The organism is Aeromicrobium sp. UBA7512 (genome assembly GCF_002476985.1).
Classification (GTDB): Bacteria; Actinomycetota; Actinomycetes; order Propionibacteriales; family Nocardioidaceae; genus Aeromicrobium; species Aeromicrobium phoceense.
Window position 1 is genome coordinate 513,504 of the sequence record NZ_DLNK01000005.1, and the last position, 22,959, is coordinate 536,462.

General features: G+C 72.6%; 24 protein-coding genes. 20 read left to right on the top strand and 4 right to left on the bottom strand.

Translation table 11 applies throughout. The features are described from left to right. The first annotated feature begins 1 nt into the window (after window position 1). The 12 genes from B2363_RS08925 (at window position 2) to B2363_RS08980 (ending at window position 11,534) form a co-directional block, all read left to right on the top strand. Entirely contained in the window at window positions 2-781 is a 780-nt protein-coding gene (locus B2363_RS08925) for a hypothetical protein (protein WP_286929689.1), read from the top strand. Further along, window positions 781-2,088: a CpaF family protein gene (locus B2363_RS08930; protein ID WP_286929690.1), complete on the top strand. Its 1,308-nt coding sequence runs from the start codon at window positions 781-783 to the stop codon at window positions 2,086-2,088. The genes B2363_RS08925 and B2363_RS08930 overlap by 1 nt, the downstream gene beginning before the upstream one ends. Next, window positions 2,088-2,942, top strand: a complete 855-nt coding sequence (locus tag B2363_RS08935; RefSeq protein ID WP_181755365.1) for a type II secretion system F family protein — start codon at window positions 2,088-2,090, stop codon at window positions 2,940-2,942. The genes B2363_RS08930 and B2363_RS08935 overlap by 1 nt, the downstream gene beginning before the upstream one ends. After that, window positions 2,939-3,844, top strand: a complete 906-nt coding sequence (locus B2363_RS08940) for a type II secretion system F family protein (RefSeq protein ID WP_181755366.1) — start codon at window positions 2,939-2,941, stop codon at window positions 3,842-3,844. Before B2363_RS08935 ends, B2363_RS08940 begins: the two co-directional genes overlap by 4 nt. 25 nt (window positions 3,845-3,869) lie before the next feature. After that, window positions 3,870-4,073 (top strand): Flp family type IVb pilin, encoded by a 204-nt coding sequence (locus B2363_RS08945; RefSeq protein WP_078698530.1) that lies wholly within the window; start codon window positions 3,870-3,872, stop codon window positions 4,071-4,073. A 4-nt stretch (window positions 4,074-4,077) separates the two neighbouring features. After that, the gene (locus B2363_RS08950; RefSeq protein WP_286929691.1) at window positions 4,078-4,467 is read left to right on the top strand and encodes a TadE/TadG family type IV pilus assembly protein; all 390 of its coding nucleotides are present in this window, start codon (window positions 4,078-4,080) and stop codon (window positions 4,465-4,467) included. Then, a complete protein-coding gene (locus B2363_RS08955) occupies window positions 4,464-4,880 on the top strand; it encodes a TadE/TadG family type IV pilus assembly protein (RefSeq protein WP_286929692.1) in 417 nt (138 codons plus the stop codon). The genes B2363_RS08950 and B2363_RS08955 overlap by 4 nt, the downstream gene beginning before the upstream one ends. Then, window positions 4,877-5,281 carry a Tad domain-containing protein gene (locus tag B2363_RS08960; RefSeq protein WP_181755368.1) on the top strand — a complete coding sequence of 135 codons (405 nt, stop codon included), beginning with the start codon at window positions 4,877-4,879 and terminating at the stop codon, window positions 5,279-5,281. Before B2363_RS08955 ends, B2363_RS08960 begins: the two co-directional genes overlap by 4 nt. Window positions 5,282-5,300: 19 nt before the next feature. After that, window positions 5,301-7,955, top strand: coding sequence for a BTAD domain-containing putative transcriptional regulator (locus B2363_RS08965; protein ID WP_286929693.1), 2,655 nt, complete (start codon window positions 5,301-5,303; stop codon window positions 7,953-7,955). 175 nt (window positions 7,956-8,130) lie between these two features. Continuing rightward, entirely contained in the window at window positions 8,131-9,339 is a 1,209-nt protein-coding gene (locus B2363_RS08970) for a cysteine desulfurase family protein (RefSeq protein ID WP_286929694.1), read from the top strand. Then, entirely contained in the window at window positions 9,336-10,433 is a 1,098-nt protein-coding gene (gene mnmA, locus B2363_RS08975) for a tRNA 2-thiouridine(34) synthase MnmA (RefSeq protein WP_286929695.1), read from the top strand. The genes B2363_RS08970 and mnmA overlap by 4 nt, the downstream gene beginning before the upstream one ends. 36 nt (window positions 10,434-10,469) lie before the next feature. After that, window positions 10,470-11,534, top strand: coding sequence for an NAD(P)-binding domain-containing protein (locus tag B2363_RS08980; protein WP_286929696.1), 1,065 nt, complete (start codon window positions 10,470-10,472; stop codon window positions 11,532-11,534). Here B2363_RS08980 and B2363_RS08985 read toward each other — a convergent pair. Next, a complete protein-coding gene (locus B2363_RS08985) occupies window positions 11,522-12,052 on the bottom strand; it encodes a GNAT family N-acetyltransferase (RefSeq protein WP_286929697.1) in 531 nt (176 codons plus the stop codon). The two genes, B2363_RS08980 and B2363_RS08985, sit on opposite strands and share 13 nt — an antisense overlap. A 41-nt stretch (window positions 12,053-12,093) precedes the next feature. Between B2363_RS08985 and B2363_RS08990 the strand changes: the two genes are divergently transcribed. Next, window positions 12,094-13,026, top strand: coding sequence for a methionine synthase (locus B2363_RS08990; protein WP_286929698.1), 933 nt, complete (start codon window positions 12,094-12,096; stop codon window positions 13,024-13,026). 134 nt (window positions 13,027-13,160) lie between these two features. Here B2363_RS08990 and B2363_RS08995 read toward each other — a convergent pair whose 3' ends face one another. Continuing rightward, window positions 13,161-14,162 carry a DNA topoisomerase IB gene (locus B2363_RS08995; RefSeq protein ID WP_286929699.1) on the bottom strand — a complete coding sequence of 334 codons (1,002 nt, stop codon included), beginning with the start codon at window positions 14,160-14,162 and terminating at the stop codon, window positions 13,161-13,163. Window positions 14,163-14,257: 95 nt separating this feature from the next. On the opposite strand from B2363_RS08995, the gene ligA reads away from it, so the two are divergent. Further along, complete coding sequence (ligA, locus tag B2363_RS09000; protein WP_286929700.1) at window positions 14,258-16,549, top strand: NAD-dependent DNA ligase LigA; 2,292 nt, start codon at window positions 14,258-14,260, stop codon at window positions 16,547-16,549. Window positions 16,550-16,635: 86 nt separating this feature from the next. On the opposite strand, the gene B2363_RS09005 is transcribed toward ligA, so the two are convergent. Further along, on the bottom strand, window positions 16,636-17,346 hold the full coding sequence (locus B2363_RS09005) for a cutinase family protein (protein ID WP_286929701.1): 711 nt from the start codon (window positions 17,344-17,346) through the stop codon (window positions 16,636-16,638). A gap of 66 nt (window positions 17,347-17,412) precedes the next feature. Here B2363_RS09005 and gatC point away from each other — a divergent pair, with 66 nt between their 5' ends. The 5 genes from gatC (at window position 17,413) to B2363_RS09030 (ending at window position 21,711) form a co-directional block, all read left to right on the top strand. After that, on the top strand, window positions 17,413-17,715 hold the full coding sequence (gene gatC, locus B2363_RS09010; protein ID WP_181755377.1) for an Asp-tRNA(Asn)/Glu-tRNA(Gln) amidotransferase subunit GatC: 303 nt from the start codon (window positions 17,413-17,415) through the stop codon (window positions 17,713-17,715). After that, on the top strand, window positions 17,712-19,217 hold the full coding sequence (gene gatA / locus B2363_RS09015) for an Asp-tRNA(Asn)/Glu-tRNA(Gln) amidotransferase subunit GatA (RefSeq protein WP_286929702.1): 1,506 nt from the start codon (window positions 17,712-17,714) through the stop codon (window positions 19,215-19,217). The genes gatC and gatA overlap by 4 nt, the downstream gene beginning before the upstream one ends. Then, on the top strand, window positions 19,214-20,716 hold the full coding sequence (gene gatB, locus B2363_RS09020) for an Asp-tRNA(Asn)/Glu-tRNA(Gln) amidotransferase subunit GatB (RefSeq protein ID WP_286929703.1): 1,503 nt from the start codon (window positions 19,214-19,216) through the stop codon (window positions 20,714-20,716). Before gatA ends, gatB begins: the two co-directional genes overlap by 4 nt. 166 nt (window positions 20,717-20,882) lie before the next feature. Beyond that, entirely contained in the window at window positions 20,883-21,173 is a 291-nt protein-coding gene (locus B2363_RS09025; RefSeq protein ID WP_078698516.1) for a DUF1540 domain-containing protein, read from the top strand. A 55-nt stretch (window positions 21,174-21,228) separates the two neighbouring features. Continuing rightward, on the top strand, window positions 21,229-21,711 hold the full coding sequence (locus B2363_RS09030) for a pyridoxamine 5'-phosphate oxidase family protein (RefSeq protein ID WP_286929704.1): 483 nt from the start codon (window positions 21,229-21,231) through the stop codon (window positions 21,709-21,711). 70 nt (window positions 21,712-21,781) lie between these two features. Here the strand turns inward: B2363_RS09030 and B2363_RS09035 are convergent, their stop codons facing one another. Then, window positions 21,782-22,363: a dihydrofolate reductase family protein gene (locus tag B2363_RS09035; RefSeq protein WP_286929705.1), complete on the bottom strand. Its 582-nt coding sequence runs from the start codon at window positions 22,361-22,363 to the stop codon at window positions 21,782-21,784. Between the two features lie 127 nt (window positions 22,364-22,490). On the opposite strand from B2363_RS09035, the gene B2363_RS09040 reads away from it, so the two are divergent. Further along, window positions 22,491-22,871, top strand: a complete 381-nt coding sequence (locus B2363_RS09040; RefSeq protein WP_286929706.1) for a hypothetical protein — start codon at window positions 22,491-22,493, stop codon at window positions 22,869-22,871. Window positions 22,872-22,959 lie beyond the last annotated feature (88 nt).

Genomic DNA, 22,959 nt, shown 5'->3' on the forward strand with positions numbered 1-22,959 from the left:
GATGACCGTCATCAGCTTCATCTCGGCGAAGGGGTCGCCGGGCGTCAGCACCGCGGTCATGGGGCTGGCCGCGCGCTGGCCCAACCCCGTCGTGGTCGCCGACCTCGATCCCGTCGGTGGCGACGTCGCCATCCGCGAGCGCGACGTCGACGACAACGCGCTCGACGAGCAGCGCGGCCTGGTCTCGCTCGGCGCCGCGGTGCGTGCGGGCGACGAGGTCGACCTGGTCGACCACCTCCAGGAGACCAAGCACGGCATCGAGGTGCTCGTGGGCGCCTCCGGACCCCGCCAGGCCCAGAGCCTCGGCCCGGCCTGGCCCCACCTGCAGCGCACGCTGCGCGCGCACCGGGGCGGCGACGTCCTGGCCGACGCGGGTCGCTTCATCGCCGGCTCGCCGGCCGGCCCCGTCGTGGAGGGCTCCGACGCCGTGGTGTTCGTCGTCCGCTCCGAGATCGCCGCGGTCGCGCACCTGCGCGACCGTCTCGCCACCGTGCGCGAGCCGTGGGCGCTGGGCCGTCCCGGCTCCACCCCGGTCGGCGTCGCGGTGGTCGGTGACCCCCGCGACAAGCGCGCGGTCGACGACATCGGCCGCCTGCTGGCCGCCTCCGAGCTCGACGTCACGATGCTCGGCACGATCGCCTTCGACCCCAAGGTCGTCGCGCGGGGCGCCGCCTCGCCGTCGCGCGCCGTGCTGCGCTCCCTGTTCTCGCGGTCCCTCGTCGACCTGGTGCCCCGGGTCCGAGCGCTGGCCACCCCGTCCGCCGTCGCGCAGGAGATCTGATGGACCAGCAGCTGTTGCGCACCCTGCGCGAGGAAGTCGCCGACGCGCTCGCCCGCCAGCGTCGTGAGGACGCGGCCGCCGGCCTGCCCCAGATGTCGTCCGAGGACGAGCGCCAGTTCGCGCGCGCCATCATCGCGCGCGTCCTGGAGTCCTACGCCCGTCAGGAGATCGCCGCCGGTCGCGCGCCGCTCTCGGGTGCCGAGGAGGCCGAGCTGGCCGACGGCATCCACGCCGCGCTGTACGGCGTCGGTCGGCTCCAGCCCCTGCTGGACGATCCCGAGGTCGAGAACATCGACATCAACGGGTACGACAACGTCTTCGTCGGCTACGCCAACGGCGAGGAGCGCCGCATGCCTCCGGTCGCCGAGAGCGACGACGAGCTCGTCGAGCTCGTGCAGGTCCTCGGTGCCTACTCCGGTCTGACCAGCCGTCCGTTCGACACCGCCAACCCGCAGCTCGACCTGCGCCTGCCCGACGGCAGCCGCCTGTCGGCGGTCATGGGCGTCACGCCGCGACCGTCGCTGTCGATCCGTCGCGCGCGACTGGCCCGGGTGTCGCTGGACATGCTCGTGGAGAGCGGCACGATGACGCCCGAGCTCGCGTCGTTCCTGTCCGCCGCGATCGCCGCGCGCAAGAACATCATGATCGCGGGCGCGACGAACGCCGGAAAGACCACGCTGCTGCGGGCGCTCGCCAATGAGATCCAGCCGCAGGAGCGCCTCATCACCGTCGAGCGCGCGCTCGAGCTCGGCCTGGGGGAGTTCTCCGACCTGCACCCGAACGTCGTCGCGTTCGAGGAGCGGCTGCCGAACTCCGAGGGCCAGGGCGCGATCCACATGTCCGAGCTGGTGCGCCGCTCGCTGCGCATGAACCCCAGCCGCGTCATCGTCGGCGAGGTCCTGGGCGACGAGATCGTCACGATGCTCAACGCGATGAGCCAGGGCAACGACGGGTCGCTGTCCACGATCCACGCGAACTCCTCGCTCGAGGTGTTCAACCGCATCTGCACCTATGCGATCCAGTCCGCGGAGCGCCTGCCCGCCGACGCGACGATGATGCTGATCGCCGGCGCGATCGACTTCGTCATCTTCGTCGAGCGCCGCAACGAGTTCCAGAGCGGTGGCGGCCTGCGCCGTGTCATCACGTCGGTCCGCGAGGTCAACGGCGTCGACGGTCGCGTGCTCTCCAGCGAGGTCTTCGCCGAGGGTCCCGACGGCGTGGCCCACGCGGCCGCGGCGGTCAGCTGCATCGAGGACCTCCAGATGCACGGCTACCGGCCCAACGCCTACGAGGGTCAGGCGTTCTGATGATCTCCCTCGCGCTGATGGTGACGCTCCTCGGCGCCGTGATCGGCGCCGGGATCCTGCTCGTCGTGGTCGGCATGTCCGAGTACGACGAGCCGGCGCCCCGTCGCCCCGGCGTCTCCCTGCGCGACCGCGTGCAGGGCAGCGCCCGCCGTGCGCTGCTCGGCGGTGCCGCCGGCCTGGTCATCCTGCTGCTCACCGGGTGGCCCGTCCTGGCGATCTCGGTCGGTGCCCTGGTGTGGTTCGCGCCGATGCTCTTCGGTGGCCTGGCCAGCGAGAAGCGCGCGATGGCCAAGCTCGAGGGCCTCGCGGCCTGGACCGAGTCCCTGCGCGACACGATCGCCGGCGCGGTCGGCCTCGAGCAGGCCATCCCCGCCACCGCCTACGCGGCGTCGCCCGCGATCAAGCCCGCCCTGATCCGGCTCACCGACCGGCTGCGCGTGCGCACGTCGCTCTCCACCGCGCTGCAGGGCTTCGCCGACGACATCGACGACCCCAGCGCCGACCTCATCGTGGCCACCCTGATCCTCAACGCGCGGCTGCGCGGCCCGGGCCTGCGCGAGGTCCTGACCTCGCTGGCCAAGTCGGCCCGCGCCGACCTCGACATGCGTCGCCGCATCGCGGCCAGCCGCTCCAGCACGCGACGCAGCGTCCAGATCGTCATGGGCATCACGGTCGCGTTCGTGCTGTTCCTGTCGATCTTCAACCGCAGCTACGTCGAGCCGTACTCGACGCCGATCGGCCAGATCGTGCTGCTCGTCGTGATCGGCCTGTTCGCCGCCGGCTTCATCTGGATGCGCCGCCTGTCGGAGTTCGAGACGCCCGAGCGCTTCCTGCTGTCGAAGGAGGCGTCGTGATCCTCATCCTCATCGCCGGGGCCCTCGCCGGTGCCGGTGTCTGGCTGCTCTTCAGCCGCTCGCCCTCCTTCAGCGCCACCGCCGCGTCCGAGCTGGCACGGCTCGACGTCCAGCGCCGGCGGGGCGGCGTGCGCCCCTCGCAGGCCTCGCTCGACGAGGACGAGTCGCGCACCCTGCGGTTCGGCACGGCCGCCACGGCCTTCCTGAACGATCGCGGTATCGAGCTGCCGGCGAGCATCCGGTCCGACCTGGCCGTCGTCGACCGCTCGGTCGAGAGCCACCTGGGGTCCACCCTCGTGGCCGCGATCGTCGGCGCCTTCGCGCCCGCCCTCATGCTGTCGCCGTTCATGATCGCCGGCTGGGTGAGCCCCGTGCTGCCGCTGTGGCTGGCGATCCTGGGCGCGCTCGGCGGCGCCGTGCTCGCGCAGCTGCAGCTGCACTCCGAGGCCACCGACCGTCGCCGCGACTTCCGCCACGTCGTCAGCGCGTTCCTCGACCTCGTGTCGATGAACCTCGCCGGTGGCCGCGGCGTGCCCGAGGCTCTGTCGGCCGCCGCGGGCGTCAGCCAGGGCTGGGGCATGGTCCGCCTGCGCGAGACCATCGAGAACGCCCGGCTCCAGGGCATCACGCCGTGGGCCGCGCTCGGTCGCCTCGGCGATGACATGAAGGTCGAGGAGCTGCGCGACCTCGCTGCCGCCCTCGCCCTCGTCGCGGAGGACGGCGCCAAGGTGCGCGACTCGCTCACCGCCCGCGCCTCGTCCATGCGCCAGCGCGAGCTGGCCGACTCCGAGGGTCGCGCCCAGGAGCGCTCCCAGTCCATGCTGGTCGCACAGCTGCTGCTGGCCGCCGGCTTCCTCGTCTTCCTGATCTACCCGGCGCTCTCTGGCATCGCCGGGCTCTGAAACCACCGCACCGAAGGAGAAGCACATGTTGAACCCCGCACTCGGTTACCTCGTCACGATGCTCGGTGGCCGCCTGGACAAGGCGCGTCGCGAAGAGGGCGCGTCCGCCGTCGAATGGGTCGTCATCGCCGCCGTGCTCGTCACGGTCTGCGGCATCATCGGCGTCATCCTCACCCAGGCGCTCCAGGGCGAGGCCAACGAAATCGGCAACAACATCCAGAACCCCTGATCTGATGCGTTCTCGGGCACGGGACGAGCGGGGGGCCAGCGCGATCGAGCTGGTCCTCTACACGCCCCTGCTCATGATCGCGATGATCATCACGATCCAGTTCGCGCTGACCTACCTGGCCAAGCAGTCGGCGAGTGCGTCGGCCCGCGAGGCCTCGCGCGTCGCCCGCGTCACCGGCGACGCCGACCAGGGTCGCGCGAAGGGGATCTCCTCGGCCCAGACCCTGGGGCGCGGTGTCCTGCGCGGCCCGCAGGTCACGGTGGTCCGGGACGGCGACTTCATGCGGGCCACCGTGTCGGGCCGGGCCAACCAGCTGCTGCCCTTCATCGGCTCGCCGCGCGTGGAGGAAGTCGCGCGGGGCCGGATCGAGGAGTTCGAGGAGGACGCGCCGTGATCGGCCGGCTGCGAGAGCGCGAGCGCGGCTCGATGTCCGTCGAGGTCGTGCTGATGGTGCCGATCCTCGTCATGTTCCTCATGCTGGTGCTGGCCGGCGGTCGCTACGTGGCCGTCCGCGCCGACATCGAGTCGGCGGCGCGCGACGCCGCCCGGGCCGCCTCGTTCGAGCGCAGCCAGTCCGAGGCGTTCTCGGCGGCCTACGCCGCGGCCAACGCCAGCGACGTGGACGACCGGTTCTCCGAGTGCGTGGTGTCCGACATCACCGGCTCGTTCGAGGCCGGCGGCGTCGTCGAGGTGTCGGTGCGGTGCCGCGTCTCGAACAACGGGCTGGGATTCATCGGGCTGAACGGCAGCGACGACTTCGAGGCCAGCAGCAGCGCCCCCATCGACCGCTACCGGAGGTTCGGATGAGCAGGAGAGAGCAGGGCGGCGCCACCATCTTCGTGCTGAGCATGTCGCTCGTGCTGATGCTGTGCGCCGGTCTGGTGGTCGACGGCGGCATGGGCATCAACGCCCGGATGCGCGTCGCGGACGACGCCGAGCAGGCGGCCCGTGCCGGCGCCAACGCGGTGAACGTCGACCAGCTGCGCGGCGGTGGATCGCTCGCGGTCGACCCGGGCCTCGCCCGGCTGTACGCCCAGGACTTCCTCAGCGCCCGCGGCTACCCCGCCGCCCAGTTCTCCATCACGGTCAACGCCAACACGGTCGCGATCGAGGTGCGGGACACCAGCGAGACCACGTTCCTGAAGCTCATCGGCATCAACGAATACCCGGTCACGGCGCGAGCCACCGCGACGGCCGCCACCTCATGACCTCGACGAGGAGCCACCCATGACTGAACCCACGACCACACCGGACGCGAGCCGGTTCGAGTCGCTCGCGCCCGCCCCGGTGGAGGAGTCCTCCTCCGCGGCCGCGCGGGCCGGCTCGGCGCTCGCCCTCGTGGCGCTGCTCGTCGGCCTCCCCGTCGCGCTGCTGCTGCTCGGCGGTGCGCCGCCGATCCCCACCGAGCTGCCGAGCCTGCGCGACCTCGCCCGCCAGCTGAGTCCCGAGGACCTCGTGTCGGTGCTCGTCGGCATCGTGTGGCTGATCTGGCTCGTCTTCGTCATCTGTGTCGTGCTCGAGGTCATCGCCACCCGCCGCGGTGGACTGGCCCGCACGGTGCCGTTCGCCGGGCCGCTGCAGCACCTCGCGCGTGCTCTCATCGGCGGCCTGCTGGTGACCGGCCTGGTGGCCGGCCCGGCGGCGAACGCCTCGGGCCCGTCCGAGTCGGACATCGCGCCCCAGACCGGCGCGGTGGCCACCGCCGTCGTCGAGGCCGTGACGCCGGCGCCGGAGGAGAAGCCCACCGTCGCCGACAAGATCGAGAATCGCCTCGAGGGCGAGCTCGTCTACACCGTGAAGGCGCCCAAGGACGGCTACCACGACAATCTCTGGGACATCGCCGAGCGCCACCTGGGCGACGGCTTCCGCTACAAGGAGATCTACGAGCTCAACAAGGACAAGGTCCAGCTCGACGGCCGCAAGCTCGAGCTCGCCCGTCTGATCCAGCCCGGCTGGCAGCTGGCCATGCCCGGCGATGCCGTCGGCGTCGACCGCATGCCGGTCGAGCAGGCTCCCGTCACCCCGGCCCCCGCGGGCTCGCAGGGCGGCGGTGGCAGCAGCAGCGCCTCCGGTGCCGGGGGAGTGGAGTCCGACTCCACCGCCCAGGCTCCCGAGTCCACCGCGTGGTGGATGGGCGCCGGCCTGCTGGCCAGTGGCCTGCTCGCCGCGCTCGCCGTGGCGCGTCGTCGCCGGCCCGGTGGCGAGCCCGACGAGGCCGCGCGCGAGACCGAGGCCGACCTGCGCCTGGCCGCCGACCACGAGCGCGCCGCGTCGCTGGAGACCGCGCTGCGCCACCTCACCCACGCCTGCGCGCACGCAGGCGTCGACGTCCCGTCGGCCTACGCCGCGGTCGTCGGCCACGACGAGGTCGTGCTGCACCTCGCGCCCGCCGTTCCCGAGGCGGTCGAGGGATGGGAGGCGCTCGAGGACGGTGCCGTCTGGCGCCTCGCCGAGGACCTCGCGACGCTCGAGGCCCCCGAGGACGTCGAGCCCGCCTACCCGTCGCTGGTCAGCCTGGGCGTCGACACCGAGGGTCGCGACGTCCTGGTCGACCTCGCGTCGTCCGGCGGCCTCATCACGGTGGGCGGCGACCTTCACGTCAGCGCCGAGGTCATCACGTCCCTCGTCCTGCAGGCCGCGGTCAGCCCGTGGTCGCGCTCGGTCCGGGTCCTGGCCACCGGCCTGCCGGCCGCCGTCGCCTCGGTCGCCGAGCGGGTCACGCTCGTCCCCGACGTCGAGACCGCGGCGTCCGAGCTCGAGGCCTCCCGCGCCGACGACGTCCTCACCGGACGCCGTCGCGAGGACGCGCTCACCCTGCTGGCCGTCGGCACCTCCTCGCCGGGCTTCGCGCTGGAGCGCCTCGCCGGCGTCGCGGGTGCGAACCCCGGCACGGCCGCGATCGCGGTCGGCGACCACGACGCCGCGCGCTGGCGCCTGCACGTCGACGAGCACGGCACGCTGCACGTCCCGCAGCTCGGCCTGGCCGTCACCGCCAACCGCATCGGCTCGCACCACGCCGAGTCCGTGGCCGCGCTGTTCGCGTCGGCCGGCCTCACCACGCGCCCGGGTGACGACAGCGACCGCGTCGCGATCAGCCTGCCGCGCCGCGACGCCGACGACGCGGCGTGGCTCACCGCCACCAGCCGGGTCGGCATCCTCGGCTCCGTGATCGTCGACGGCCCGGGCGAGCAGGCCGAGCGTCGCGCCACCGTGCTCACCGAGATCATCGCCTTCCTGGCGCTGCACCCCGAGGGCGTCCACCCGACCGTGCTGGCCGGCGCCGTGTGGCCGCTCGGCGTCACGCCCGAGGTGCGCGACGCCAACATCGAGCGCGCTCGCGTGTGGCTCGGCTCCGACCGCGAGGGGCACCACCGCGTGCGCGAGAGCCTCGACGGCCGGCTGTCCCTGGGCCCCGACGTCGTGTGCGACTGGGACGCCTTCCGCCACCTCGTGATCGCGAGCCGCCGGGCCGAGTTCCCGCGCGACGAGATCGACCTGCTGCGCCGGGCGCTCAAGCTCGTGCGCGGTCCGGCCTTCGAGGACGCTCCGCGCGGCCGCTACGCCTGGTCGGCCACGCTCGGCCTGTCGCGCACCGTCGGGGAGCTCGTGATCGACGCGGCGCTGCGCCTGGCGACCCTGCTGCAGGACGGCCGCGACCCGGCCGGCTCGTCGGCTGCGGCCGGCGCGATCCTGCGGATCTACCCGACGCACGAGGAGGCCTGGCGGATCATCCTGCGCGCCCGCCACGAGACCGGCGGCACCGCCGGCGTCGCCGCCGCGGTCGAGCAGCTGCTCGTCGCCCTCGACGGTGAGCCGATGGATCACACGACCGCCACGCTCGTCGACGAGCTGCTGCCCCAGGGCGGGTCCCAAGTCTCCTGACGCCGCGGCCCGGTGATCGAGTAGCTCGTGAGCGCAGCGAGCGGCGTATCGAGATCAGTCGCGCGTCGGCGTGGTCTCGATACGGCCGGCTCGTTCCTCGCCGTGCCACTCGACCACCGGTCCGGTGGGTGACGGCCCGGGGCGGCTCTCGTGCGGCCCCATTACGCTGGAGACGATGACCCCGACCCCCGATCGCGTCTACCTCGACCACGCGGCCACCACCACGATGTGGCCCGAGGCCGTCGAGGTGATGCACGACGAGCTGCAGCGCACCGGCAACCCGTCGAGCCTGCACGAGGCCGGCCGCCGCGCCCGCCGCGTCGTGGAGGAGTCGCGCGAGTCGATCGCCGAGCGCCTGGGCGCCCGGCCGAGCGAGGTCGTGTTCTGCTCGGGCGGCACCGAGGCCAACAACCTCGCCATCAAGGGTCTCTACTGGTCCCGCCGCTCGGCCGATCCGCGCCGCGACCGCGTCGTCTTCAGCTCGATCGAGCACCACGCCCTGCTCGACCCCGTCACGTGGCTCGCCGCGCACGAGGGCGCCCGCATCGACGTCACGCCCGTCGACCGCCAGGGCCGCGTGCGCATCGACGCGCTGCGCGAGTCCATCGAGTCGAGTCCCGAGGACGTCACGGCGATCACCACGATGTGGGCCAACAACGAGATGGGCACGATCCAGCCCGTCGCCGAGGTCGTCGAGATCGCGCGCCAGTACGGCATCCCGGTGCACTCCGACGCCGTCCAGGCCGCGGGCTACCTGCCGCTCGACTTCGCCGCCACCGACCTCGACGCGATGACCGTCACGGCGCACAAGCTCGGCGGCCCCGTCGGCGTCGGCGCGCTGGTGATTCGGCGCGAGGTCGAGGCCACGCCGCTGCTGCACGGCGGTGGCCAGGAGCGCGACCTGCGCTCGGGCACGGTGGGCGTGGCGCTCATCGCCGGCTTCGCCACCGCGCTCGAGCTCACGGTGCAGCGCCAGGCCGAGAACGCGGCCCGCATCGAGGCACTGCGCACGCGGCTGGTGGAGGGCATCTCCCGTGTCGTCCCCCAGGCCGTCGTCAACGGCGACCCCCTGCCCGGGCCCGCTCACCGCCTGCCGAACATCGCCCACGTGACGTTCCCCGGCTGCGAGGGCGACGCCCTCCTGATGCTGCTCGACGCGCAGGGCATCGAGGTCTCCACCGGCTCGGCGTGCCAGGCCGGCGTGCCGCAGCCCAGCCACGTGCTGCTCGCCATGGGCTTCGACGACGCCGCCGCCCGCGGCTCGCTGCGCTTCAGCCTGGGGCACACGTCCACCGAGGCCGACGTCGATCGCCTGATCGAGGTGCTGCCGGCCGTGCACGAGCGCGCCCGCACCGCCGGACTCGTCCGGAGCCGCACCCGATGAGGCTCATCGCCGCGATGTCCGGCGGCGTCGACTCGGCCGTGGCGGCCGCGCGGGCCGTCGACGCGGGCCACGACGTCACGGGCGTGCACCTCGCGCTGAGTCGCAACCCGAAGTCCTACCGCACCGGCGCGCGCGGCTGCTGCTCGATCGAGGACGCCGGCGACGCCCGCCGGGCCGCCGACGCGATCGGGATCCCGTTCTTCGTGTGGGACATGAGCGACGAGTTCGCCGACGAGGTCGTGGACGACTTCATCGCCGAGTACACCGCCGGCCGCACGCCCAACCCGTGCCTGCGCTGCAACGAGAAGATCAAGTTCGCCGCCGTGCTCGAGCGCGCCGTCGCGCTGGGCTTCGACGGCGTGGTCACCGGCCACTACGCGCGCCTCGTGACGTCCGATGGCACCGCCGGCGAGGTCGTGGAGCTGCACCGCGCGGTCGACCACGGCAAGGACCAGTCCTACGTGCTCGGCGTCCTCACGCAGGACCAGCTCGCCCGCTCGGTCTTCCCGCTCGGCGACGACCCGAAGTCCCTCGTGCGCGAGGAGGCGGCGCGCCGCGGGCTGCAGGTGGCGAACAAGCCCGACAGCCACGACATCTGCTTCATCTCCGACGGCGACAACGCCGGCTGGCTCGCCGACAAGCTCGGTCCGCGGCCCGGCCCGATCGTGGACGAGACGGGTGCCGAGGTCGGCGCGCACGACGGTGCCTACGCGTTCACGATCGGCCAGCGCAAGGGCCTGCGGCTCGGTGTCCCGGCAGCCGACGGCAAGCCGCGCTTCGTGCTCGACATCGAGCCCGTGTCCGGCACCGTCACGGTCGGCCCGCGCGAGCACCTCGCCATCGACGCGATCGAGGGGATCAAGCCGCTGTGGTGCGACGAGCCGCCCGTCGGCCCGCTGGCGTGCACCGTGCAGCTGCGCGCCCACGGCGACGAGCACCGGGCCACGGTCACGGTGGACGGCGACGTCGTCCGGGTCGAGCTGGCCGACCCCGCCACGGGCATCGCCCCGGGCCAGGCCTGCGTGATCTACGAGGGCACGCGCGTCGTCGGCTCGGCCACGATCGCGCGCACCAGCCGTACCGTCGCCGCCTGAGGGAATCCGCGCGGTCCCGGCGACGTTGACCCGAGCGTGTGGGACAGCATCGTCATCGGAGCCGGTCAGGCCGGGCTGTCGACCTCGTTCCACCTCCACCGCCTCGGCGTGAGCCACCTCGTCCTCGACGCGAACGCGCGACCGGGCGGCGCGTGGCAGCACCGCTGGGACGCACTGACGATGTCCGACGTGCACGGCGTCGCCGACCTCCCTGACGCGCCGCTTCCGGCCACCCACGGGCCCGAGGCCGCCAACACCTTCGTCCCGGCCTACTTCACCGACTACGAGACGCGCAACGACCTGCCCGTCGTCCGGCCCGTGGTGGTCCGGGCGGTGCACGACGAGGGCGAGGCGCTGAGGATCGAGGCCGAGGACGGCCGGACGTCGCACGCCCGCACGATCGTCAACGCGACCGGGACGTGGCGGCGCCCGTTCGTGCCGTACTACCCGGGGCGCGAGGACTTCGCCGGCGAGCAGCTGCACACGGTGGAGTTCGGCGACGTCGAGCGCTTCCGTGGGCGCCGGGTCCTCGTCGTCGGTGGCGGGGCGTCGGCGGTGCAGTTCCTCGGCATGCTGAGGCCCCTCACCGAGACGCTGTGGGTCACCCGCCGCGAGCCGGTGTGGCGCACCGACGAGTTCGACCAGGACGCCGGTCGCGAGGCCGTGGCGCTGGTCGAGGAGCGCGTGCGGCGCGGCCTGCCGCCGCGCAGCGTCGTCAGCGTCACCGGCCTGATGTTGCGCCCGCAGGAGCAGGAGGCGGCCCGCCTGGGCGCCTACGAGAGACGACCGATGTTCAGCCGGATCGAGCGTGACGGCGTGCGCTGGGCCGACGGGACGTTCGAGCCCGTGGACGTGATCCTGTGGGCCACCGGGTTCCGCCCCGACGTCGAGCACCTCGCCCCGCTCGGGCTCCGTTCTCCGCTCGGCGGGATCCAGCTCGGCGACACCACCTCGACCTCGACCACCGCGGTGGCGGATCCGCGCGTGCAGCTCGTCGGGTACGGCCCGTCGGCGTCCACGATCGGCGCGAACCGGGCCGGCCGGGTGGCCGCTCGTGCGGTCGCGCGCCGGCTCGAGCAGGCCGGGGCTCAGGCCAGCTGAAGCTCGAGAACCAGGTCGTCCTCGGTGTGCCCGCCCACGACGAAGCGCCGCTCGCCGACCACCTCGAAGCCGTGCTTGGCGTAGAACCGCTGGGCGCGGGCGTTGCGGCCGTTCACCCCGAGCCACACGCTCGCGGCTCCGGCCTCGCGGGCGGCCTCCACGACCGCCTCCATGAGCCGGGTCGCGACGCCCGTGCCGTGGGCGGCCGGGTCGGCGTAGCACTTGCTGAGCTCCACGGTCGGGCGCTGCCGCACGACGGCCGCGAGGTGCGCGTCGTAGGGCTCGCGCGCGAACGTGAGCGTGTAGCCGGTGAGGGTGCCCGCGTCGTCGTGTGCCACCAGGACCTCGGCTTCGTCGGCGGCGAGGTACTGCTCGAACCGCTCGGTTGAGAGGTGCTCGGCGACGAAGGCCGCCATGCTCTCCTCGGGCATGCCGGGCGGGCAGGCGAGGGGGAAGGTGCGGGCGGCGAGGTCCGCGAGGGCGGGGACGTCGTGGTTCGTGGCGGGTCGAACGGTCACCGGATGATTCTCACACCGGGGCGTGGGGGATGATCGTGGGCATGCGCGCCACGGGGATCGGATCGATGCCGGGTGACGAGTTCACTCCGGTCGCCAGGTACGTCGTCGAGACGTTCGGCGCCGACGGGATCGTCTTCGTCCCCGAGCTGCCCGGCCGCGGCGCGCCCTCGGCGATGCTCGGTCGCACGCTCGGCATGGTGCCCCTGCCGATCGACCTGCAGCCGGCGGGCTGGCGGCTCGCGCCGGGCGAGGGGATGGACCAGCGCCGCGCCCGATCGGCCCTGCGTCAGGACCTCGACGTCCTGGAGGAGTTCCTCGCCGGACAGTCCGTGACGCTCAAGCAGCAGCTGACCGGCCCGCTCACGCTTGCTGCGACCGTGGAGCGCCCCCGAGGGGACAAGGTCGTCTCGGACCACGGCGCGCGGCGCGAGCTGGCCGAGGCGCTGGGTGCGGCGGTGGGGGAGCACCTCGCCGAGCTGCGCCGTCGCTTCACCGGTGACCTCGTGGTGCAGGTGGACGAGCCCGCCATCACCGCCGTGCTGGCCGGCAGCATCCCGACCGCCAGCGGGTTCGGGCGGCACCGCTCCATCGACGCGCCCGTGGTCGACGCGCTGCTGCGGCCGGTCGTCGAGGCGATTCGCGAGGCCGGCGCCCGGCCCGTCGTGCACACCTGCGCGCCTGACGTACCGGTGTCGCTGCTGGCCGGCGCGGGGTTCGAGGCGATCGCGTTCGACCTCTCGCTCGCCGAGCCCTCCGACGTGTGGGCGCAGGTCTTCGAGGCCGGCACCGACCTGTGGTTCGGTGGCGAGGGAGCCGCCCGGATCGAGGAGTTCATGGGGCGCCTCGGCTTCGCGCCCGAGTCGTTCGCCGGCCGCGGCGTCGTGACCCCCGCGTGCGGCCTCGCCGGGCGCTCGCCGGCCGACGCCCGCCAGGCTCTCGAGCTGGCCGCCACGGCCGCCCGCTCCTTCGGCTGATCTCGACGCCCGGGCTCCTCGCGTTCGGCGTGATCTCGATACGCGGGCTCGTTCCTCGCCCTGCTACTCGATCACCGGCAGCCCGGTGATCGAGTGCCGGCGAGCGCAGCGAGACGGTGTATCGAGATCAGTGATCAGTCCACGTCGCGCAGCAACCGCAGGGTCTCGCGCTCGATCGCGTTGCGGCGCTCGAGCGCATCGATCTCGCCCTCGAACGATTGCCGCGGGATGACCGTGCCCGACTCGTAGAGGCTGATGAGCCGCGGGTCGACGTACGAGCTCCGCACCACCGTGGGCGTGTTGCCCAGGGCGAGCGAGACCTCGGTCAACGCGGCGCGCACCGCCCGCGCCCGGGAGGCCTTGGTGTCGCCGGGCTCGTCGGACAGCGCCAGCACCTCGGCCGCGAGCACCGTGGCGGCCCACGTCCGCAGGTCCTTCGCGCTGATCTCCAGGCCCGTCTGCTCGCGCAGGTAGGTGTTGACGTCGGAGGAGTCCAGCGGGAAGCGCGACCGGTTGGCCAGGTACTCCAGCAGGCGCGGGCCGCCGCCGCGTCGCCGCCGCATGCGGTTCACCGCGTCCACGACCGGCTCGTCGTCCAGGATCACCTGGTGCTCCACGCCGGACTTGCCCACGAAGGTGAACACCAGCGTGTTGCCCTTCGCGCGCACGTGGCGCCGTTCGAGCGTGGTCAGGCCGAAGCTGCCCTGCTTCGCGTAGACGTCGTTGCCGACGCGGAACGAGCCGGAGTCGAGCATGCGCACGGCGACCGCGGCCGCGTGCTCGCGCGAGCCGTCGCGCGCGGTGATGTGGTCGGCGACCAGCTTGCGGAGCCGCGGCAGCTCATGGGCGATCTGGCTGATCCGGTCGAACTTCTCGAGGTTCCTCTGGCGCACCCAGTCGGGGTGGTAGAGGTACTGGGTCCGCCCCGCCTCGTCGATGCCGGTGGCCTGCAGGTGGCCGTTGGCCCACGGGCTGATCCAGACGTCCTTCCACGCCGGCGGGATCACGAGGGCCTCGATGCGCTCGCGCTCCTCCCCGGTGATCGTGCCGCCGAGCTCGTCCAGGTAGGTCCACCCGCGCCCCGCACGTCGCCGAGTCCAGCCCCGGGTGCGGGTCGTCACGCGGCGAAGTCTCATGCTCCGCACCCTAAAACGGTGAGCGCGCACGGCAACTCGACGTCGCGCGCGGCACCTGCCTGGCACTGTCCGAGCGTCGCACTAGGCTCGTCGCCATGGCGGAGACACCCGGAACAGCGCCCGGAACTGCAGTGCCCGACGACGATCCCGGGCCCGAGGCGGCTCGCGCCGAGGCGGCCGAGCTCGTCGAGCAGATCGAGCGCGCGCGCGACGCCTACTACGGCCAGGACACGTCGCTGGTCGACGACGCCACGTACGACGGCTGGATGCACCGGCTGGAGGAGCTCGAGCGGCTCCACCCCGAGCTCCAGGGCCAGGACTCGCCCACGTTGGTCGTCGGTGCCGCCACGGGCGCCACGGCGCTGCCGCCGATCCAGCACGCCGAGCGGATGCTGAGCCTCGACAACGTCTTCTCGCCCGAGGAGCTGCGCGACTGGTGCGCCAAGACGCAGCGTGCCGCCGGGCGCCCGGTCCGGTGGCTCACCGAGGCCAAGATCGACGGGCTCGCGCTCAACCTGCGCTACGAGGACGGCGTGCTGGTCTCGGCCGCCACCCGCGGCGACGGACGCGTGGGCGAGGACGTCACGGTCAACGCGCTCAAGGTCGCCGGGATCCCCGAGCGGCTCGCGGGCGACGGCCACCCGCCCCGCGTCGAGGTCCGGGGCGAGGTGTTCATCGGCATCGAGGAGTTCGAGCGGCTCAACGCCTTCCAGGCCGAGCTGCGCGACCGGGCCGTGGCCGAGTCGCTCGCCCGCGGCGTGCCCGAGGAGCGCGCCACCGCCAGCGCGGCCCGCCGGTTCCCGGCCTTCGCCAACCCGCGCAACGCCGCCAGCGGCGGCCTGCGCCAGCAGCTCGACAAGAAGTCCGGGCTCGAGCTGGAGGCCGGCAACGAGCGGATCGCCGTGCTGAACCTCTACGTCCACGGCATCGGCGCGTGGGAGCGCCCGCCGGTCTCGGCCCAGAGCGAGGTCTACGACCTGCTCCAGGGGTGGGGCCTGCCCACCAGCCCCAACACGCGGGTGCTCGACGACGTCGACGACGTGCTCGAGCGCGTGGCCGAGCTGGGCGGCCAGCGGCACTCCCTCCAGCACGAGATCGACGGCCTCGTGGTCAAGGTCGACGAGCTGGCGCTGCATCCCGAGCTCGGCGAGACAAGCCGCGCTCCGCGCTGGGCCATCGCGTACAAGTACCCGCCCGAGGAGGTCCAGACCACGCTGCTCGACATCGTCGTGTCGGTCGGCCGCACGGGCCGCGCCACGCCATACGCCCAGATGGAGCCCGTCCGCGTGGCCGGCAGCGTCGTGCGCCAGGCCACCCTGCACAACCAGGACGTCGTCAAGGCCAAGGGCGTCCTGATCGGCGACACGGTCGTGCTGCGCAAGGCCGGCGACGTGATCCCCGAGGTCCTCGGTCCCGTGGTCGAGCGCCGCGACGGCAGCGAGCGTGCATTCGTCATGCCCGAGGGCTGCCCCGAGTGCGGCACGCCGCTGCGCGCCATGAAGGAGGGCGACAAGGACCTGCGCTGCCCGAACGCGCGCACGTGTCCGGCCCAGGTGCGCGGCCGGGTCGAGCACGTCGGCTCGCGCGGCGCCCTCGACATCGAGGCGCTGGGCGAGGTCACCGCCGCCGCGCTCACCCAGGGCACCGGCGCTCCGCTCGACTCCGAGGCCGGCCTGTTCTCCCTCACGCTCGAGCAGCTCGTGCCGATCGAGGTCACCGTGCGCGACGCCGAGACCGGTGAGGCCAAGCTCGACGAGAGGACCGGCCAACCCGTCGTGCGGACCCCGTTCCGGGTCAAGACGGGCGACGCGTCCAAGCAGGCCCAGGTCCTTCTCGACGAGCTGGAGAAGGCCAAGACGAAGGACCTGTGGCGCCAGCTCGTCTCCCTCAACATCCGTCACGTGGGCCCGGTGGCCGCGCGCGCCTTGGCGCAGTACTTCGGTTCGATCGAGGCCATCCGCGCCGCCTCCCGCGAGGAGCTGGCGGCGGTCGAGGGCGTCGGCGGGATCATCGCCGACTCGCTCATCGAGTGGTTCGAGGTCGACTGGCACCGCGAGATCGTCGAGCAGTGGCAGGCGGCGGGCGTCCGGTTCGCCATCCCCGACCACCCCGGGCCGGGCGCGGCCTCGACGGCCGGGGGAGTGCTCGACGGGCTCACCGTGGTGGTGACGGGTGGGCTCGAGGACTTCACCCGCGACTCGGTCAAGGAGGCGATCATCGCCGCCGGCGGCAAGGCCTCAGGCTCGGTCAGCAAGAAGACCGACTACGTCGTCGTGGGCGAGAACGCTGGCTCGAAGGCCGCCAAGGCCGAGGAGCTCGGGCTGACGATCCTCAACGAGGAGCAGTTCAAGCAGCTACTGGAGGGCGGCCCGGACGCGCTGGCCTGAGGTGAGCGCTGGCAGTGACGTTTGCGGGGTCGACACGCCGGTGGAGACCCCGCGAACGTCACTGCCAGCAGTTCTGTGGGCCCACGTCACCCGGCCAGCACAGTGGCGGCGGCGTCCGCGATCGCCTGGGCCACGTCCGGATCCTCGTAGGCGTGCCGGTGGATGGTGTCGTCGGGCGAGCTGCCGGCGGCGCACACGGCATCGCCGGCGATACACGCCTCTACGGTCCGCTCGGCCAGCTCGCCGAGGTCGGCGCCCGGGCCGAGGCGGCCGGCCTCCGCCGGGACGCCACCGGTCAGCTCCACGTGCTCGAACGGCGAGGAGGGATCCCGCAGCGGACTGCCCACCAGCACGAGCACGTCGACGTGCCGGGCGAGGCGAGGGTCCACCGCCAGCTCTTCCCGGGCGACCTGCGAGCCCTGACTGAAGCCGATCACCGCGATCCTCGTCTCCGGGCAGTCGGCCACGATCGACCGCACTTCCTTGCCGAGCCGTCGGCGCCCGTCGCGCACGTCCTCGAGGTACTGGTCCCAGCTCCCGAGGCGGCTCGCGTGCCGGATGGCCGTCGTCCGCACCGCGCCGAGGCCGGGGTCGTCGGCGAGCGCGGCGGAGATCCGCGAGACCTCGGTGCCGAGTCCGTCGTTGGCCTCCAGCGACTGGTCCTGCCCTCGGATGCCCACGATCTCGACGGCCGCGCACCCCGAAGGCTCGGCCTCCGCGGGGGTCCCGGAAGACGCCGCGTCACAGCCGGCGAGCGCGAAGCAGGCCAGAGCGAGCACCACCGTCCTGCCGAGCATGGCCGCCATCCTCATCCATCGTGACCGGCGCGGGGCGCGACTGGCCGCCCGACTAGGATGAAATCCATGTCGTCACCCGAGATCTCCCGCGACGATGTCGCCCATCTGGCGAGCCTCGCGCGGATCGAACTGTCCGGCTCCGAACTCGATCGACTGGGTGCCGAGCTGCCCGCGATCCTCGACTACGTCCAGGTGGTCCAGCAGGCCGCCGGCGACGACGTGCCCGCGATGAGCCACCCCGTCCCGGTGACCAACGTCTTCCGTCCTGACGAGGTCCAGCCGAGCCTGACGCCCGACGCTGCCCTCGCCGGAGCGCCCGCCAGCGAGGAGCAGCGCTTCCTCGTCCCCAAGATCCTCGGAGAAGCATGAGCGACCTGACCCGTTCGACCGCGGCCGACCTCGCCGCCGCGCTCGCCGCCGGCACGGTGACCTCCGTCGAGGTCACGCAGCAGCACCTCGACCGCATCGCCGCGGTCGACGGTGAGATCCACGCCTACCTCCACGTCGACGCCGAGGGCGCCCTCGCCACGGCCGCCGAGGTCGACCGCCGCCGTGACGCGGGCGAGTCCGTGCACGACCTCGCCGGCGTGCCGATCGCGGTCAAGGACGTCCTGACCACCACCGGGCTGCCCACCACGTGCGGCTCGAAGATGCTCGAGGGCTGGGTCCCGCCGTACGACTCCACGGTCGTGTCGCGCCTGAAGGCCGCGGGCCTGCCGATCCTGGGCAAGACCAACATGGACGAGTTCGCGATGGGCTCCTCCACCGAGCACTCGGCGTACGGCCCCACCCGCAACCCGTGGGACACCAACCGGATCCCCGGCGGCTCCGGCGGCGGCTCCGCGGCCGCGGTCGCCGCGTTCGAGGCCCCGCTCGCGGTGGGCACCGACACCGGCGGCTCGATCCGCCAGCCCGGCGCCGTCACCGGCACCGTGGGCGTCAAGCCCACCTACGGCGGCGTCTCCCGCTACGGACTCGTCGCGATGGCCAGCAGCCTCGACCAGGCCGGCCCGGTCACCCGCACCGTGCTCGACGCCGCGCTCCTGCACGAGGTCATGGCCGGTCACGACCCGCGCGACTCGACCAGCCTCGACCTCCCGGTCCCGCCGGTCGTGGAGGCGGCGCGACGCGCCGACGTCTCCGGCCTGCGCGTGGGTGTCATCCGCGAGCTCGCCGGCGAGGGCTTCCAGCCCGGCGTGCGCCAGCGCTTCGAGGAGTCGATCGAGCTGCTGGCGAAGGCCGGCGCCGAGATCGTCGAGGTCTCGTGCCCGAGCTTCGCGCACGGCCTCGCGGCCTACTACCTCGTGATGCCGAGCGAGGTCAGCAGCAACCTCGCCAAGTTCGACGCCATGCGGTACGGCCTGCGGGTCTCGCCCCCGGGCGTCGATGGACCCAGCGCCGAGCAGGTCATGGCCGCCTCGCGCGACGCGGGCTTCGGCGACGAGGTCAAGCGCCGCATCATCCTGGGCACCTACGCCCTCTCCAGCGGCTACTACGACGCGTACTACGGCTCGGCCCAGAAGGTCCGCACGCTCATCGCGCGCGACTTCGAGGCCGCGTTCGAGCAGGTCGACGTGCTCGCCTCGCCCACCTCGCCGGCCGTCGCGTGGCCGCTGGGGGAGAAGCTGGACGACCCCCTGGCCATGTACGCGCAGGACATCGCCACGATCCCGGCCAATCTCGCCGGCGTGCCCGGCATCTCGCTGCCGATCGGCCTGTCCGAGGGCCTTCCCGTGGGTCTGCAGTTCCTCGCGCCCGCGATGGCCGACGACCGCCTGTACAACGCCGGTGCCGCGCTGGAGCGGTTCGTCGCCGAGCGCGACGGCAGCCCCTTCGCCGCACTCGCCCCCGAGTTGGAGGTCGCCCGATGAGCACCACCGCCACGAAGCTCGTCCCGTTCGACGAGGCGCTCAGCCGCTACCAGCCGGTGATGGGCCTGGAGGTCCACGTCGAGCTGAACACGGCGTCGAAGATGTTCTGCGGCTGCTCCACCGAGTTCGGCGCCGAGCCCAACACGCAGATCTGCCCCGTGTGCCTGGGCCTGCCCGGCGCGCTGCCGGTGGTGAACGCCAAGGCCGTGGAGTCGGCCATCCGGATCGGCCTCGCGCTGAACTGCGAGATCGCCGAGTGGTGCCGCTTCGCGCGGAAGAACTACTTCTACCCGGACATGCCGAAGAACTTCCAGACGTCGCAGTACGACGAGCCGATTGCGTTCGAGGGCTACGTCGACCTGGACGTCGACGGCGAGACGTACCGCATCGAGATCGAGCGCGCGCACATGGAGGAGGACACGGGCAAGTCGCTGCACGTCGGCGGCAGCACCGGCCGGATCCACGGCGCCGAGTACTCCCTGCTGGACTACAACCGTGCTGGCATCCCGTTGATCGAGGTCGTCACCAAGACGATCGAGGTCCCCGGCGACAAGGCACCGGCCGTGGCCCGCGCCTACGTCAACTACCTGCGTGATCTGATGGTCGCGCTCGACGTCTCCGACGCCCGGATGGACCAGGGCTCGCTGCGCGCCGACGTCAACCTCTCGCTCAAGCCGCTCGACAGCGACACGCTGGGCACCCGCTCGGAGACCAAGAACGTCAACTCGTTCCGCTCGGTCGAGCGCGCCGTCCGCTACGAGATCGGTCGCCACGCCGGCATCCTCGACGCCGGGGGATCGGTCGTGCAGGAGACGCGTCACTTCCACGAGTCCGACGGCTCCACGTCGGCCGGTCGTGAGAAGTCCGACGCCGACGATTACCGCTACTTCCCCGAGCCGGACCTCGCTCCGGTCGCCCCCGACCGCGCCTGGGTCGACCAGCTGCGCGGCACCCTGCCCGAGCCGCCCGCCGAGCGCCGCAAGCGCCTGCAGGCCGAGTGGGGCTTCAGCGACCTCGACATGCGCGACACGGTGGGCGCCGGCGCGCTCGACCTCGTCGCCGAGACCATCGCTGCCGGCGCCTCGCCGCAGGCCGCGCGGAAGTGGTGGCTGGGCGAGCTGGCCCGCACCGCCAACGAGCGTGGCACCGACGTCACCGCACTGGCGATCACGCCCGCCCAGGTCGCCCAGATCCAGGGCCTCATCGACGCCAAGCGGATCAACGACAAGCTGGCCCGCCAGGTCTTCGAGGGGGTGCTGGCCGGCGAGGGTGAGCCCGAGGAGGTCGTCGCCGCCCGCGGCCTCGAGGTCGTGTCCGACGACGGTGCGCTCGGCGACGCCGTCGACCGCGCCATCGCCAACGACCCCGACGCGGCGCAGAAGATCCGCGACGGCAAGCAGGCCGCCGCCGGTGCGCTGATCGGGTTCGTGATGAAGGAGATGCGCGGCCAGGCCGACGCCGGCCGCGTCCGCGAGCTGATCCTGGAGAAGCTGTCCTGACGTGAGCTGCTCGACCACCGTTCCGGTGGTCGAGCAGCTCACGTGCCGGTGGTCGAGTAGCACGCGAGCGCAGCGAGCGGCATATCGAGACCACGCCGTTCTGAGTCTTCCCTCACCACAGGGGCATCGTCGTACCGTCGAAGCAGGACCACCGATGGAGGCGACCATGACCGTCCAGGAACTGCCACCCGTCCACGACTGCGCCGTCGAAGGCTGCTCGTACAACGCCGATCATGAGTGCCACGCCGGAGCGATCAACATCACCGGGGCCGAGGCCGGCTGCGGCACGTTCATCGACATCAGCGTCTCCGGTGGCCTGCCGACCGCGACCGCGATGGTCGGCGCGTGCCACCGGACCGACTGCACCCACAACGACGCGCTGGAGTGTCACGCGGACTCGATCCGCGTCGGGCCGGGCGCCGACGTGGCGGACTGCCTGACCTACCAGGTCGCCTGAGCGAACGCGTCCTCCTCGGGAGGCGCCGACCCGGCGCGGGTGCAAGGGTCGAAGCATGACCACTCATGACGACCAGACCCAGACCGTCACGGCGATCATGCGCGACACCCGGATCGCCGTGCTGACCTACGTCTCGCAGGAGGGCGCCCTCGTGTCCACCCCGATGGGCACGCAGGACTTCGAGCACCCCGGCACCACGTGGTTCCTCACCGAGCGCAGCAGCGAGAAGGTGCGCGCGCTCGAGGCGGACCCGCGCGTGAACGTGGCCTACGCGAGCGACGCCGGCTGGGTCTCGCTCAGCGGCACCGCCCACGTGGAGCAGAACCGCGGCAAGGTCGAGGACCTCTGGGACGCCTCCGCCGGCGCCTTCATGTCCGGAGGGCCTGATGACGCCGACAACATCGCGCTGCGCATCGACGCCTCGACGGCCGAGTACTGGGAGTCCCCGGGCAAGGTCGCCGCGGCCGTCCAGTTCGTGAAGGGCCTCGTCACCGACTCCCAGCCCGACCTGGGCGACAACGACACCGTCCGGCTCTGACGGGTCCTCCGTCGGAGGGACGTTCGAGCGACGGCCGGTCAGTCTGCTTCGTGCGGCTCGTTCGAGTCGGTCAGCGGTGCACCCGGTAGCGCAGGTGGAGCACGCGCTCGCCCTGGATCACCACGTCCGGGTCCTCCAACAGGTGCTGCGCGTCGACCGACCCGAAGTAGCGCTTGCCGGACCCGAACACGACGGGCACGACGTCCATCCGCACCTCGTCGACCAATCCCGCGGCGAGCACCTGGCCGCCGACGTCGCCCGATGCCACCTCGACCCAGCGGTCACCCGCGAGGTCCTGCGCCTTGGCCACCGCTGCCTCGATGCCGTCGACGAAGTGGAACGGCGCGCTGGAGTCCCAGCCCTCGGGCGGCGGCCGGTGCGTCACGACGACCACGTGCTCGATGCCGCTCGGGGGCGTCCCGTCCCAGCCGTCAGTCAGGTCGAAGACGTGGCGGCCGGCGATCGTCACCCCGATCTGGTCCCAGTACGGGCGGACGTAGTCGTGGGACGCCTGCGACACCTTGAGGAATCCGCTGTCGTCCAGCGGGATGTCACCGCTGGTCAACCAGTCGAACAGCGGCCCGGGCTCGTCGTTCTCGTCGGCGATGAAGCCGTCCACCGACACCGAGCTGTACATCACGACCTGGCCCACGGCGCTCTCCTCTGGTTGGTGTCCAACCCAACTCGTGCGGCGGTCGTGCGTCAACCAGCAGCGGGAGGGGAGGTGTGTCCCGCCTCTCGCGACTCGCGTCGCCGGCGGTGGCTGACAGCATGGCCGGGTGGACGACATCCTGAGTGAGGCGATGGCGCCGGTGCTCCGTGATCTCGCGCGCTCCGGCCTCACCCCGCCTCGGATCGACGAGAGCGACTGGAGCGGTGATCCGGACCATCCGTCAGCGATGATGTGGGCCCCGGACGGGACCGGGCGTGGGATCTCGGTGCAGCGGTCCGCGCCCGAGCCGGAGCGTCTCGCCTCCGCCGCCGATCAGGTGCAGGAGTGGGCGATCGAGTCCATCCTGTGGGGAACCGCGCCGACGAATTGGCCTCAGTGCCCACGGCATCCCGCGCATCACCCCCTGCTGGCCAGCACGAGCGACACGAGCGCTGTGTGGGTGTGCCCGACGGATCGTGCAGTCATCGGCGTCATAGGGAGCCTCTGATCAGACCAAGTCTCGGCTGTACGGCGCGGTCGGGCCGTCACTTGAAGCGTTCGACGTCGCCCGCGTCGTTCCCTGGCCGGTCCGGACT